Source organism: Actinokineospora bangkokensis (assembly GCF_001940455.1).
GTDB classification, from domain to species: Bacteria; Actinomycetota; Actinomycetes; order Mycobacteriales; family Pseudonocardiaceae; genus Actinokineospora; species Actinokineospora bangkokensis.
In genome coordinates, this window is the sequence record NZ_MKQR01000028.1 from 305,139 (window position 1) to 318,945 (window position 13,807).

The window sequence follows — 13,807 nt, forward strand, 5'->3', positions numbered from 1 at the left end:
GTCGGCCATGCCCGGCGGCGGCCTCCCCCGGGGCTCAGCCGGGCAGCAGGCCGCGGGCCATGGCGGTGGTCACCGCGGCCGTGCGGTCGGAGACGCCCAGCTTGGCGAAGGCGCGCAGCAGGTGGGTCTTCACCGTGGCCTCGCCGATGTGCAGCTCCCGGCCGACCTCGGCGTTGGTCATGCCCGTGGCCACCAGCGCGAGCACCTGCACCTCCCGGCCGGACAGCTCCGGTCGGGCGGGCGCGCGCACCCGGTGCACCAGCCTGCCCGCCACCGAGGGGGCCAGCACCGTCTCGCCGCGGTGGGCGGCCCGCACCGCCGCCGCCAGCTCCGCGCGGGAGGCGTCCTTGAGCAGGTAGCCCGCGGCGCCCGCCTCCACCGCGCGCAGGATGTCGGCGTCGGTCTCGTAGGTCGTCACGACCACCACCCGGGTGCCCGGCAGCTCGGCGGTGATCCGGGCGGTGGCGCCCGCCCCGTCCAGGCCGGGCATCCGCAGGTCCATCAGCACCACGTCCGGGCGCAGCGCCCGCGCGGTGGCCACGGCCTCCGCCCCGGAGCCGGCCTCGCCCACCACGTCGAGGTCGGGCTCGGCGGCGAGCATCCCGCGCAGCCCCTGCCGCACGACCGGGTGGTCGTCGACCAGCAGGACGGTGATCACGGGCGCACCTTGAGCACGACGGTGGTGCCCTGGCCGGGGGCGGACTGCACGGCCAGCTCGCCGCGCACCTGCTCGGCCCGGGCGCGCATGCCCCGCAGGCCGTAGCCGTCGGTGGGGGCGCCGGGGTCGAAGCCCGCGCCGTCGTCGGTGACGGTGAGCACCACCGCGCCCGCGGCGTGCACCAGGTCGACGGTGACGGCGGTGGCGCCCGCGTGCTTGCCGACGTTGGCCAGCGCCTCCTGGGCGGTGCGCAGCAGCACGACCTCGACCCCGGTGGGCAGCCCGCCCCCGGGCACGCCCTCGGCGTGGAAGTCCGCGGCGGTGCCGGTCTCGGCGGCCAGCCGCTCGACCTGGCGGCGCAGCGCGGCGACCAGGCCGCCGCCCGCCAGCGCGGTCGGGGCCAGCGCGGCGACCATCGCCCTGGCCTCGGCCAGGTTCTCCCGGGCGGTGCGGGTGGCCAGCGCCAGCGCCCGGTCCACCCTGTCCCGGTCCTGGTCGGCCTCGGCGGCCTGGAGCAGGGTGATGATGCTGGTGAAGCCCTGGGCGAGGGTGTCGTGGATCTCCCCGGCCAGCCGGGCCCGCTCGGCGGCCACCCCGGCCTCGTGCGAGAGCCGGACGACCTCGGCCCGGCTGGCCTCCAGCTCCCCGATGAGCCGGGCCCGCTCGCCGTTCTGCCGCACGACCCGGTGGATGAACGTGCCCATCAGCAGCGACAGCGCCAGCCCGAGCACCGCCGTGGGCAGCAGCCCGCCCAGGTCGCCGACGCCCTGCCCGGTCAGCGCGGGCACCAGCAGCGGCAGCAGGTTGGCCAGCACCACCACCGGTGCCGCCGCGGCCAGCGGCAGCGCCATGAACACCATCGGGCAGAGCGCGAAGAGGGCGAACGCGCTCGCCGGGGCCAGCCGCAGCGCCACCGCGAACAGCACCAGCGACACCGCGGTGAAGACCCACGTGTGCGGCGCCCGCTCCCGCAGCACGGCCCGGTCGCGGCCGTAGGCGGCGTAGAGCACGCCGATCGCCAGCACCGCCCCGGCCGCCCAGAACCGGCCGGGCGCGTCGCCGGAGGCGATGAGCGCGGGCACGAACAGGTAGCCCACCGCGTAGTAGGCGTCCCACAGGCGCAGCGACCGGCTGTCCTCGGCCCGCGCCGTCACCGCCGGTCGGTCCACCGGAACACCACCGCGCACAGCGCCGCGCCGACGGCGCACCAGCAGAGCAGCACCAGCGCCACCGTCCCGTGCTCCCACGATCCCGCCACCTCCTGTGCGGCCATCGTGTCCGGGAGGAACACCGAGCGGAAGCCCTGGGCCATCCACCGCACCGGGAACAGCGCCGCGACCTGGGTCATCACCGAGGGCAGCGCGCTGGTCCGCACGAACACCCCGGAGGTGAACTGGAGGGCCAGCACCGGCACGTTGAGCACCGCCGCCGCGGCCCGCGAGGACCGGACCAGGCTGCTCGCGGCGATGCCCAGCAGCGAGCACGCCAGCACCGAGAGCGCGAACACCCACGCGAAGGTCAGCCACCGGCCCGGGTCGGCGGGCAGCGGCAGGTCGAATGCCACCACCGCCACGAGCAGGACCAGCGCCACCTCGGCCAGCGAGCTGACCGCCACCAGCACGACCTTGCCCGCGAAGTACGCCCCCGCCGGGACGGGCGTGCCGCGCAGGCGCTTGAGCGTGCCGTCCTCCCGGTCGGCGGTGATGCCGACGCCGACGCTGAGGAACGCCGTCGACAGCACGCCGTAGGCGACGGTGCTCGCGGCGAGCACGTGCGAGTACGGCTCCGGGCCCGCCCCGCCGCCGCCGATCCCGCCGAGCAGCAGCAGGACCAGCGCGGGCAGGCAGAACGTGAACAGCACGGCTTCCTTGGCCCGGAAGAACATCCGCAGCTCGGCCACACCCCTCGCGAGGCCGATCCGCAGCGGGCTGGGCAGCGCCACCGGGCGGGTCACGCCGCCGCCCCGATCAACCGCAGGTACACGTCCTCCAGGCTCGGCTGCCGCACGGCCAGCCCGCGCACCGGCCCGCGCCGGGCCAGCTCGACGACCAGCCCCGCCGGGTCGGCGGAGGTCGTCTCGTGCTCGCCGTCGCCGTCGGTCCAGCGCACGAGCGCGGGCGCGGTGTCCCGGCCGCCGACGGTGCGGGGGGTGCCCTCGGCGATGATCCGCCCGCCCGCGATCACCGCCAGCCGGTCGGCCAGCGCCTCGGCCTCGTCCAGGTAGTGCGTCGTCAGCAGCACGGTGCTGCCGCTGTCGCGCAGCGACCGCACCAGGTCCCAGAACCGCCGCCGCGCCTCGGGGTCGAACCCGGTCGTCGGCTCGTCCAGGAACACCAGCTCCGGCCTGCCCACGATGCCCAGCGCGACGTCCACCCGGCGCCGCTGGCCCCCCGACAGCGAGGCCAGCCTGGCCCCCGCCCGGTCGCGCAGCCCGCACAGCTCCAGCACCTCGTCCACCGGCCGCGGGTCGGGGTAGTAGCGGGCGAAGTGCCGCACGACCTCCCGCACCGACAGCTCCCCGGCGTCGGTGGCCGACTGGGCCACGATCCCGATCCGGGCCCGCCACGCCCGCCCGGCCCGCGCCGGGTCCTCGCCCAGCACCCGCACCCGGCCCGCGTCGCGGCGCCGGTGCCCCTCCAGGACCTCGACGGTCGTCGACTTCCCGGCGCCGTTCGGGCCCAGCAGGGCGTACACCTCCCCCGAGCGCACGCCCAGCCCCACACCGTCCACCGCGGTCGTGCCGCCGTAGCTCTTGCGCAACCCCGTCACCTCGATCACGTCCACCCGTCGAGCATCGCGTGTGGACCGTCGCGGTGGGACGACCGCGGGGTTGACCCCGCTGTCCACCGATCGGTGGACAACCCCGGGAACGGCGGAAGCCGCCTCCCGCGGGGGGAAGCGGCTTCCGCGACGAGGTGCCGGGTCAGGCGGTGGTGCCCCAGCCCTCGACCTCCTCGGGCTTGCGCGGGCCGGGGCCGATGTACTTGGCGGCCGGGCGCACGAGGCGGCCGGTGCGCTTCTGCTCCAGGATGTGCGCGCACCAGCCCGCGGTCCGCGCGCAGGTGAACATCGCGGGCATCATGTGCGTGGGCACCTGGGCGAAGTCCAGGATCACCGCCGCCCAGAACTCCACGTTGGTCTCGATCGCCCGGTCCGGGCGGCGCTCGCGCAGCTCGGCCAGCGCCGCCTGCTCCAGCGCCTCGGCGGCCTCGTAGCGCTCGGCGCCGAGCTCCTTGGCGGTGCGGCGCAGCACGCGGGCGCGCGGGTCCTCGGCCCGGTAGACCCGGTGCCCGAAGCCCATCAGCCGCTCCTTGCGGTCGAGCAGGCCCTTGACGAAGCCGCGGGCGTCGCCGGACTCCTCCACCGCCTTGATCATCGGCAGCACGCGGGCCGGGGCGCCGCCGTGCAGCGGGCCGGACATCGCGCCGATCGCGCCGGACAGCGACGCCGCCACGTCGGCCCCGGTGGAGGCGATGACGCGGGCGGTGAAGGTGGAGGCGTTGAGGCCGTGCTCGGCGGCGGAGACCCAGTAGGCGTCGATGGCCTGCACGTGCCGGGGGTCGGGCTCGCCGCGCCAGCGGGTCATGAACCGCTCGGTGATCGTCGAGCACTGGTCGACCCGCGACTGCGGCACGGCGGGCTCGTAGATGCCGCGCGCGGACTGCGCCACGTAGGACAGCGCCATCACCGAGGCGCGGGCCAGCTGGTCGCGGGCCTCGGCGTCGGTGATGTCGAGCAGCGGCTGGTAGCCCCAGATCGGCGCCAGCATGGCCAGGCCCGCCTGCACGTCGACCCGGACGTCGCCGGAGTGCACCGGCAGCGGGAACGGCTCGGCGGGCGGCAGGCCGGTGCCGAAGCGGCCGTCGACCAGCAGCGCCCACACGTCGCCGAAGGTGACCTTGCCCGCCAGGTCCTCGATGTCCACGCCGCGGTAGCGCAGCGCGCCGCCGTCGCGGTCGGGCTCGGCGATCTCGGTGCGGAAGGCGACCACGCCCTCCAACCCCGGGCGGAAGCCGTCGTCGGGCTCCGCGGGGGCGGGGTCCTGTGCCTTGCCGTCGTGCACCGCGTTCGTCATTCGCCTCTGCCCTTCCCGATGCCCATGTTGCGGTCCGCGGCCGTGTCCGGTCGGCACCCTGCGGCAGGCAGCTCGTGGCAGCGCGCGAGCGCCGGGCACCAGTGCACGGCTGGCTCCGACCTTCCCCTGTGCCGGACGAGCCTGCAATCTTTCCCGCCGGTGTCGTCGGTCACGATCCAGTGGAACGATTCAGGTGTCCGAAACCCTCCAAGGGGTGATCCAAACCCCGTGAACTGCACGGATCCGGTGGTACCCGTCACCGGTCGAGCGGTTTCCGTTCACCGGGAATCCCCGTACCTTTCAGGTTGCGAGGTGACCCCTGAGCAGCGAGGAGAGGCCCCCATGACGGCAGGCGACATCGCACTGAAGCTCCCGACCATGCGCGTCGCCTACGAGGAGGGCACCCTCGCCGAGGGGGAGCTGCTGCCGACCTGGCACGAGCAGCTCCAGCTGTGGCTGGACCAGGCCGCGTCGCAGGGGCTGCCGGACGCCAACGCCATGGTGCTCGCCACCGCGAGCGCCGACGGCCTGCCGTCCTCGCGCACCGTGCTGGCCAAGGGCCTCGACGAGCGCGGGGTGGTGTTCTTCACCAACTACACCTCCGCCAAGAGCCACGACCTGCTCGCCACCCGCTACGCCTCGGCCACCTTCCCCTGGTACGGCCTCCAGCGGCAGGTGACGGTGCGCGGGACCGTGGAGAAGGTGCGCAGCGCCGAGACCGCCGAGTACTGGGCGCAGCGCCCGCGCGGCTCGCAGCTGGGCGCCTGGGCCTCCCCGCAGTCCATCGTGGTCAGCGGGCGCGGCTCGCTGGAGGCCGCGCTGGCCAATGTGGAGCGCCAGTTCGCCGACGCCGAGACCATCCCGGTGCCGCCGCACTGGGGCGGCTGGCGGATCCAGCCGGAGTCGGTGGAGTTCTGGCAGGGCCGCGCCGACCGGATGCACGACCGGCTGCGGTTCAAGAACACCCGCGGCGGCTGGAAGGTCGAGCGCCTCGGCCCGTGAGGCCCGCGGGCCCTCGCGCCCCGCTGCCCGTGCCGCCTGCCTGGTGTGTCCGGTGACCTGGGGACATCACAGCGGCGTTAAAGGTTAGCGGGGCTAAGCTCCGCTCGTGAGCAACGAGGTGCGACCGCGCGGCAGGCTGCGCGAGGTCATCGGCAAGATCGTCATCGACACCCGCCCGCTGCGGGTGCGCGACTACCGCCTGCTCTGGTACTCCACCGCGGTCACCGCCATCGGCAGCCAGCTGACCGCCGTGGCGGTGCCCAAGCAGGTCTACGACCTCACCGGGTCCTCCGGCTGGGTCGGCGTGGCGGGCGGGGTCGGCCTGGTCCCGCTGCTGGTGTTCGGGCTCTGGGGCGGCGCCATCGCCGACGCCGTCGACCGCCGCAAGGTCATGGTGGTCAGCAACATCGGCATCGCGGTGACCTCCGGGCTGTTCTGGGCCCAGGCCTTCCTCGGCCTGGGCTCGGTGCCCGCGCTGCTGGTGCTGCTGGCCGTCCAGCAGGCGTTCGCCGCGGTGAACATGCCCACCCGCAGCGCCGCCGTGGCCCGGGTGGTGCCACCGGAGCTGCTGCCGCCCGCGAACGCGCTCAGCTTCACCACGTTCACCTTCGGCTCGGTGTTCGGGCCGCTGCTCGCGGGCGCCCTCATCCCGCTGCTCGGGCTGCCCACCCTCTACCTCGTCGACACCGCCGCGCTGGTCATCGCGCTATTGATGGTGCTGCGGCTGCCCGCCATCCCGCCAGGGGAGACCTCCTCGCGCACCGCGGGCATCGCCGACATCCTCAACGGCTTCCGCTACCTCGCCGCCCGCAAGCTGCTGCTGATGTCGTTCCTGGTGGACATCATCGCCATGGTCGCGGGGATGCCGCGGGCGCTGTTCCCCGAGCTGGCCGAGCGCTCCTTCGGGGACCCGCCCGGCGGCGGGGGAGTGGCGCTGGGCCTGCTCTACGCGGCCATCCCGATCGGGTCGGTGGTCTTCGGCCTGTTCTCCGGCACGTTCTCCCGGCTCACCCGCCGCGGCGCGGTGATCACCCTCGCGGTCTGCGCCTGGGGGCTGTGCGTCGCCGCGGCGGGGCTGACCTCGGCGCTGTGGCTGGCCGTGCTGCTGCTCGCCCTGGCGGGCGGGTTCGACCTGGTCAGCGCCGTGCACCGCAGCGCCATGCTCCAGACGGAGGCCACCGACGAGATGCGCGGGCGCATGCAGGGGGTGTTCACCGTCGTCGTGGCGGGCGGGCCGCGGCTGGCCGACGTGCTGCACGGCTGGGGCGCCGAGGCCGTCGGCGCGAGCGTGGCCCTGGTCGCGGGTGGCGCGCTGGTGGTCGTGCTGACCGGGGTTGCGGTCGCCTGCGCCCCCGCGTTCTGGCGCTACCGCTTCCAGGGCTGACCCGGCGGTCGCGACCGCCGTGCTGCTGGTGTCCATAGTGGACATCTCACTGCTCGGCGGTACCACGTTGCCGCTGCTGGTGTTCGCTGGCGCCGCCGTGCTCGTGCTGCGCCAGGAGGACGCCCGTCGCCCGCTAGGACGTGAAGCGCGACAGCTCGGTGTCGTCGTGGGCGGAGAACACCGCGACCTCCGAACCGTGCTGCCGGACGAGGTCGCGCAGGCGCTGCTGGTTCGCCTTGCGCTCCTTGGCCAACGTCTGCACGGCACCCTCGAACACGCGCAGCACCGGCGTCGTCGACGGCTTCTGGTCCAGCTGCGCGCGGTGGAAGTAGGCGTCGCCCGCGTGCAGCAGCCAGCCGTCGTCGCCCTTGACGGCGACGCCGACGTGCCCGCGCGTGTGCCCGGGCAGCGGGACGAGCAGGAAGTCCTCCGACAGGCCGGGCAGCGCCTTCACCGCGTCCAGGCCGAACCACCGCTCACCCGGGGTGTCCTCGTGCACGGCCCACTTCGGCTGGTGCGCCCACTGCGCCGCCACGTAGCGCTGCTTCTCCCCGGCCGTCGCCGGGTTCGTCGCGGCCCGCAGCTCCGGCCCGTGCACGTGCACCGTGGCCCACGGGAAGTCGACGAGCCCGCCCGCGTGGTCGAGGTCGAGGTGGGTGAGCAGCACGTGCCGCACGTCGCGCGGGTCGAACCCGAGCGCCGCCACCTGCTCCACCGCCGCGGCGGCCGGGTCGCGGCGCGGGTTCACCAGCCACCAGAACGGCCGGGGCATCGTGCCCGGCGGGTTCGCCAGGTCGCCGCGGCCGAGCCCGCTGTCGACCAGCACGAGCCCGTCCGGGGACTCCACGAGCAGCACGTGGCAGCACATCCGCGCGGTGCGCAGCAGCCCCGGTCGGCCGTCGACGAGGGAACCGCCGAGCGGGCGCATCGGACCGCAGTCGAGGTGGTGCACGCGCATGGGGGACACCTTCCAGGTGAGGACCGGCCGGGGAGATCCAACACGCTCCCGGGCCCCGGGTCCAGAGGTCTGTGGGCGGGCGCGCCGGGCCGTAGGCTTCCGGCCATGGACGTTGAGCAGTGGGAGATCCGGTCCGGTCGGGCCCGCGCTGTGGTCAGCGCGCACGGCGCGGGCCTGCGGGTGCTGGAGCGCGACGGGGTGCCCTACGCCGAGACCTACGCCGCCGACCAGGCCCCGCCGATGGGCGCGGGCGCGGTGCTGGTCCCGTGGCCCAACCGGGTGGCCGACGGGCAGTGGCCGCTCGACGGGGTGACCCAGCACCTCAACCTCACCGAGCCCGACCGCGGCAACGCCATCCACGGCCTCGTCCGGCACGAGGAGTGGACCGCCACCGCCCGCGCGCAGGACTCGGTCACCCTGTCGGTGCTCGTCGACCGCCGCCCCGGCTGGCCGTTCACCTTCGAGACCACCGTGACCTACTTCGTCGACGACTCCGGGCTCACCGTCACCCACGGCCTGCGCAACCTCAGCGAGGACCCGATGCCCTTCGGCGTCGGCACCCACCCGTACCCGAGGCCGGGCAACGCCGACGTCGACGACTGCGCGCTCACCCTCGCCGCCACCACGCGGCTGCCGGTGGACCCCGAGCGCCTGCTGCCCAGCGGTCCCGCCGAACCGATCACCGACTTCGACTTCGCCGCGGGCCAGCCGCTGCGCGGCGTGGTGCTCGACGACGCCTTCGGCGGCTGCGAGCCCGGCGCCGACGGCCTGGTCCGCCACGCCGTCACCGGCCCCGGCGGCGGCGTCGAGGTGTGGGCGGACGCGGTGTTCAAGTGGGTGCAGGTCTACACGGCCGCGGAGTTCCCCGGGAAGGGGCAGCGCGCCGTGGCCGTCGAGCCGATGACCTGCCCGCCGGACGCGCTCAACTCCGGTGAGGACGTGCTCGTGCTCGCCCCGGGGGACAGCTGGACCGGGTCGTGGGGCATCTCGTGGGTCGAGGGGGAGGGCGCGTGAAGGTCGCGATCACCGGGGGCCGGGTCGTCCCCGTGCTGGGCGAGGTCGTCGAGGGCGGCACGGTGCTGGTCGAGGACGGGCGGATCACCGCCGTCGGCGCGGACGTGGCCGTGCCCGGCGACGCCGAGGTCGTCGACGCGTCCGGCCGCTGGGTGCTGCCCGGCTTCGTCGAGGCGCACGGCCACCTCGGCGTGCACGAGGAGGCCGAGGGCTGGGCGGGCCAGGACACCAACGAGATGACCGACCCGGTCACCGCCAAGGTCAAGGCGCTCGACGGCATCAACCCCGACGACGAGGGCTTCCGCGACGCGCTGGCGGGCGGGGTCACCACCATCGTCGTCAAGCCCGGCTCCGGCAACGTCATCGGCGGCCAGACCGTCGCGGTGAAGCCGTGGGGCAAGACCGTCGACGAGATGCTGCTGCGCGACCCGGTGAGCATGAAGAGCGCCCTGGGCGAGAACCCCAAGCGCGTCTACGGCGAGAAGAAGCAGATGCCCTCCACCCGCCTCGGCGTGGCGGCGGTCATCCGCGAGGCGCTGACCAAGGCCCAGGACTACAAGGCCAAGCGCGACGCCGCCGAGGGCCCCTTCGACCGCGACCTCACCAACGAGGCCCTCGTCAAGGTCCTCGACGGCGAACTCCCCTGGTGCCAGCACGCCCACCGCGCCGACGACATCGCCACCGCCCTGCGCCTGGCCGAGGAGTTCGGCTACAACCTCGTCCTCAACCACGGCACCGAGGCCCACCTGCTCGCCGACCTCATCGCCGAGCGCGACATCCCCGTCGTCATCGGCCCGCTGTTCACCACCCGCAGCAAGGTCGAGCTCCGCCAGCGCACCCTGCGCAACCCCGGCATCCTCGCCCGCGCGGGCGTGCGCATCGCCATCACCACCGACCACCCGGTCATCCCCATCAACTTCCTCGTCCACCAGGTCACCCTGGCCGTCAAGGAGGGCCTGGACCCGGAGGTGGGCCTGCGCAGCATCACCCACAACCCGGCCCAGATGCTCGGCCTGGACGACCGCGTCGGCGCCCTGGCCCCCGGCCTCGACGCCGACATCGTCCTCTGGTCGGGCGACCCGCTCGACGTGATGAGCCGAGCCATGCAGGTCTTCGTCAACGGCAGGCAGGTCTACCACTTCGACGAGGCGACGGGGTTGGGCGTGACGGAGGACCCGTACTACCGGGAGGCGTGAGGGGTTCGGCTGCTGCGCAGCGGGGGGAGGACGTGGAGCTGCTGCGCAGCAGCCTCAAAGAACGCGGATTGCCCTGCGGGCTCGACGGGGTGGTCAGGCGGACTTGAGCTGGCGGGCGATGACCATGCGCTGGATCTGGTTGGTGCCCTCGAAGATCTGGGTCACCTTGGCCTCGCGCATGTAGCGCTCCACCGGGAAGTCCCGGGTGTAACCGGCTCCGCCGAGGACCTGGACCGCGTCGGTGGTGACCTTCATGGCCGCGTCGGTGGCGACCAGCTTGGCGACGGAGGCCTGGCGGACGAAGGGCAGGCCGCGGTCGCGGCGGCGGGCGGCGTCGAGGTAGGTGGCGCGGGCGGTGTCGACGGCGGCGGCCATGTCGGCGAGGACGAACTCCAGGCCCTGGAAGTCGATGATGGGCCTGCCGAACTGGGTGCGGCCCGCGGCGTAGGCGACGGCCTCGTCGAGGGCGGCTTGGGCGAGGCCGACGGCGCAGGCGGCGATGCCGAGCCTGCCGGAGTTGAGGGCCTCCAGGGCGAAGCGCAGGCCCGCGCCCTCGGGGCCGATGCGGCGGTCGGCGGGGACGCGGGCGGCGTCGAAGGTGATCTGGGCGGTGGTGGAGCCGGTGAGGCCCATCTTGCGCTCGGGGGCGGCGGCGGACAGGCCGGGGGTGGCGGCGTCGACGAGCAGGCAGCTGATGCCGCGGCTGCCGTCGTCGGAGGTGCGGACCATGGTGGTGTAGAAGTCGGCCTCACCGCCGTGGGTGATCCAGGCCTTGGTGCCGGTGACGGCGTAGGCGTCGCCGTCGCGGCGGGCGCGGGTGGTGAGGGCGGCGGCGTCGGAGCCCGCGTGCGGCTCGGACAGGGCGTAGGCGCCGAGCAGGTCGCCGCCGAGCATGTCGGGCAGGAAGCGGTCGCGCTGCTCGTCGGTGCCGTGGTGGGCCAGTGCCCAGCACGACATGGTGTGCACCGACAGGCCGACGCCCACCGACATCCACGCGGCGGCGACCTCCTCCAAGACCTGCAGGTAGACCTCGTAGGACAGCTCCGCGCCGCCCCAGCGCTCGGCGTAGGGCAGGCCCAGCAGGCCGCTGCGGCCCAGCAGCCGGAACTGCTCGCGGGGGAACTGCCCGGCCTCCTCGTGCTTGGCCGCGTGCGGCGCCAGCTCGTCGCGGGCGATCTCGCGGACGAGGGCCAGCAGGTCCTCGGCGTCGGTGTCGGGCAGCACGCGGTCGACGGTCATCGGGGTCCTCCGGGGAACACGCGGTACGCGCAGCTGTACTGGGGTGCCCTCCAGCGTACTGTGCGGGGTGCTGGGCTGTCGATAACCTGGGCCGATGACCCGCTCCACCCGGCGCACCCCGACGGCCCGCCAGGCCGCGCTGCTCGACCAGTTGCTCCAGCTGTTCCTGGTCGAGGGCTTCGCCGGGGTCACCCTCGACGACTACGCCGCAAGGCTGCGCTGCTCGAAGTCGACGCTGTACGCGCTGGCCCCGAGCAAGGAGCAGCTGGCGCTGAAGGTGGTCGGGCAGTTCTTCCGGGTGGCCACCGAGCGGGTGGAGAAGGACGTGGCGGGCGCGGGCGACGCGCGCGAGCGGATCGCGGCCTACCTCTCCGGCGCGGCCAGGGAGCTGGGCGTGGCCTCGGCCGCGTTCGTCCGCGACGTGGTCGACTTCCCGCCCACCCGGGCGGTGTACCAGCGCAACGCCCAGGCCGCGGCGGCCCGGCTGCGCGGGTTCATCACCGAGGGCGTCGCCCAGGGCCGCTTCCGCGACGTCCCGGCCCGGCTGGTCGGGGAGATGGCGGGCTGGTTGATCGAGGGCATCCAGTCGGGGGTGATCGGCGAGCGGGCCGGGGTGTCGGACTCCGCGGCCTTCGCGGGCCTGTCCGACCTGCTGCTCGGCGGGCTCGCGCGCGCCGACGACCGCTGAACCCGCCGCCGCCTTGTGATACGTGTCCCATGAGCCCGCCGCAGGCCGGGGTACGGCTGTCCGTGCTGCGGCGGGCGCACTAGCGTAGGAAGCTCAGGACCCCAACGGGGCGGTGCTGCGCTGCGGCGACATCGAGCCGCGATCGCACCCGACCAGGGCCGCACCGGCTCGGCCGTCACCGCCCTGACCGAGTGTGAGAGGTACTTGCACATGCCCGACGGGACCGCTGCGCCCACCGACAAGACCGCCACCCTGCACTACCCCGGCGGCGAGCACGAGATGGCGATCGCCCCCGCCACCGAAGGCACCTCCGGCGTCGACCTGGGCAAGCTGCTGGCCAAGACCGGGTTGGTGACCCTGGACAGCGGGTTCGTCAACACCGCGTCGTGCTCCTCGGCGATCACCTACATCGACGGCGACGCGGGGATCCTGCGCTACCGCGGGTACCCGATCGACCAGCTGGCCGAGAAGTCGACCTTCCTGGAGGTCAGCTACCTGCTCATCTACGGCGAGCTGCCGACGCAGGCCGAGCTGGACGACTTCACCCACAAGATCAGCAGGCACACGCTGCTGCACGAGGACCTCAAGCGGTTCTTCGACGGGTTCCCGCGCGACGCGCACCCGATGCCGGTGCTGTCCTCCGCGGTCTCCGCGCTGTCCACTTTCTACCAGGACAGCCTCAAGCCGTTCGACCCCGAGCACGTCGAGATCTCCACCATCCGGCTGCTGGCCAAGCTGCCCACCATCGCCGCCTACGCCTACAAGAAGTCGGTCGGCCAGCCGTTCCTCTACCCGGACAACTCGCTGGGCCTGGTGGAGAACTTCCTGCGGATGACCTTCGGCTTCCCGGCCGAGACCTACGAGCTCGACCAGGACATGGTGCGGGCGCTGGACCTGCTGTTCATCCTGCACGCCGACCACGAGCAGAACTGCTCGACCTCCACGGTGCGGCTGGTGGGCTCGTCGGAGGCCAACCTGTTCGCCTCCATCTCCGCGGGCATCAACGCGCTGTTCGGCCCGCTGCACGGCGGCGCCAACTCCGCGGTGCTGGACATGCTGGTCGGCATCCGGGACTCGGGCGGCGACGTCGACACCTTCGTCAAGAAGGTGAAGAACAAGGAGGACGGCGTCAAGCTCATGGGCTTCGGCCACCGGGTCTACAAGAGCTACGACCCGCGCGCGGCGATCGTGAAGAAGACCGCCGACGACATCCTCGGCAAGCTCGGCGGCAACGACTCGCTGCTCGACATCGCCAAGCAGCTGGAGGAGCACGCGCTGGCCGACGACTACTTCGTCGAGCGCAAGCTCTACCCCAACGTCGACTTCTACACCGGCCTGATCTACCGGGCGATGGGCTTCCCGACGAAGTTCTTCACCGTCCTGTTCGCCCTGGGCCGCCTGCCGGGCTGGATCGCGCACTGGCGCGAGATGATCAACGACCCGGCCACCAAGATCGGCCGCCCGCGGCAGGTCTACACCGGCCACACCGAGCGCGACTTCAAGGCGATCACCGAGCGCTGAGCCCGGTCCCGCCAGGAGGGCCGCCCCCGGCACCGGGGGCGGCCCTCCGCTGTGCGGGGACCCGCCGGGGTG

The 13,807-nt window shown here is 73.9% G+C and carries 13 protein-coding genes; 6 read left to right on the forward strand and 7 right to left on the reverse strand.

Translation table 11 applies throughout. The features are described from left to right. Positions 1 to 34: 34 nt before the first annotated feature. The 5 genes from BJP25_RS28485 to BJP25_RS28505 form a co-directional block, all read right to left on the reverse strand. Positions 35 to 658, reverse strand: coding sequence for a response regulator (locus tag BJP25_RS28485; RefSeq protein WP_075978092.1), 624 nt, complete (start codon positions 656 to 658; stop codon positions 35 to 37). After that, entirely contained in the window at positions 655 to 1,827 is a 1,173-nt protein-coding gene (locus BJP25_RS28490) for a sensor histidine kinase (protein ID WP_143219361.1), read from the reverse strand. Before BJP25_RS28490 ends, BJP25_RS28485 begins: the two co-directional genes overlap by 4 nt. After that, positions 1,809 to 2,612, reverse strand: coding sequence for an ABC transporter permease (locus BJP25_RS28495; RefSeq protein ID WP_075978093.1), 804 nt, complete (start codon positions 2,610 to 2,612; stop codon positions 1,809 to 1,811). The genes BJP25_RS28490 and BJP25_RS28495 overlap by 19 nt, the downstream gene beginning before the upstream one ends. After that, a complete protein-coding gene (locus tag BJP25_RS28500) occupies positions 2,609 to 3,433 on the reverse strand; it encodes an ABC transporter ATP-binding protein (RefSeq protein WP_075978497.1) in 825 nt (274 codons plus the stop codon). The genes BJP25_RS28495 and BJP25_RS28500 overlap by 4 nt, the downstream gene beginning before the upstream one ends. Positions 3,434 to 3,581: 148 nt before the next feature. After that, positions 3,582 to 4,733, reverse strand: coding sequence for a citrate synthase 2 (locus BJP25_RS28505; protein ID WP_075978094.1), 1,152 nt, complete (start codon positions 4,731 to 4,733; stop codon positions 3,582 to 3,584). A gap of 342 nt (positions 4,734 to 5,075) precedes the next feature. Here BJP25_RS28505 and pdxH point away from each other — a divergent pair, with 342 nt between their 5' ends. Continuing rightward, complete coding sequence (gene pdxH / locus BJP25_RS28510) at positions 5,076 to 5,735, forward strand: pyridoxamine 5'-phosphate oxidase (RefSeq protein WP_075978095.1); 660 nt, start codon at positions 5,076 to 5,078, stop codon at positions 5,733 to 5,735. Between the two features lie 106 nt (positions 5,736 to 5,841). Then, positions 5,842 to 7,119, forward strand: a complete 1,278-nt coding sequence (locus tag BJP25_RS28515) for an MFS transporter (RefSeq protein WP_233158314.1) — start codon at positions 5,842 to 5,844, stop codon at positions 7,117 to 7,119. A gap of 133 nt (positions 7,120 to 7,252) precedes the next feature. Here BJP25_RS28515 and BJP25_RS28520 read toward each other — a convergent pair whose 3' ends face one another. Further along, positions 7,253 to 8,077, reverse strand: a complete 825-nt coding sequence (locus tag BJP25_RS28520; RefSeq protein ID WP_075978096.1) for an MBL fold metallo-hydrolase — start codon at positions 8,075 to 8,077, stop codon at positions 7,253 to 7,255. A gap of 105 nt (positions 8,078 to 8,182) precedes the next feature. Between BJP25_RS28520 and BJP25_RS28525 the strand changes: the two genes are divergently transcribed. Continuing rightward, positions 8,183 to 9,091 carry an aldose 1-epimerase family protein gene (locus tag BJP25_RS28525; RefSeq protein ID WP_075978097.1) on the forward strand — a complete coding sequence of 303 codons (909 nt, stop codon included), beginning with the start codon at positions 8,183 to 8,185 and terminating at the stop codon, positions 9,089 to 9,091. Further along, the gene (locus BJP25_RS28530; RefSeq protein ID WP_075978098.1) at positions 9,088 to 10,287 is read left to right on the forward strand and encodes an amidohydrolase; all 1,200 of its coding nucleotides are present in this window, start codon (positions 9,088 to 9,090) and stop codon (positions 10,285 to 10,287) included. Before BJP25_RS28525 ends, BJP25_RS28530 begins: the two co-directional genes overlap by 4 nt. A gap of 93 nt (positions 10,288 to 10,380) precedes the next feature. Here BJP25_RS28530 and BJP25_RS28535 read toward each other — a convergent pair whose 3' ends face one another. Then, positions 10,381 to 11,526, reverse strand: a complete 1,146-nt coding sequence (locus BJP25_RS28535; protein WP_075978099.1) for an acyl-CoA dehydrogenase family protein — start codon at positions 11,524 to 11,526, stop codon at positions 10,381 to 10,383. A gap of 94 nt (positions 11,527 to 11,620) precedes the next feature. On the opposite strand from BJP25_RS28535, the gene BJP25_RS28540 reads away from it, so the two are divergent. After that, complete coding sequence (locus BJP25_RS28540; RefSeq protein ID WP_075978100.1) at positions 11,621 to 12,214, forward strand: TetR/AcrR family transcriptional regulator; 594 nt, start codon at positions 11,621 to 11,623, stop codon at positions 12,212 to 12,214. A 210-nt stretch (positions 12,215 to 12,424) separates the two neighbouring features. After that, entirely contained in the window at positions 12,425 to 13,735 is a 1,311-nt protein-coding gene (locus BJP25_RS28545) for a citrate synthase (RefSeq protein ID WP_075978101.1), read from the forward strand. Positions 13,736 to 13,807 lie beyond the last annotated feature (72 nt).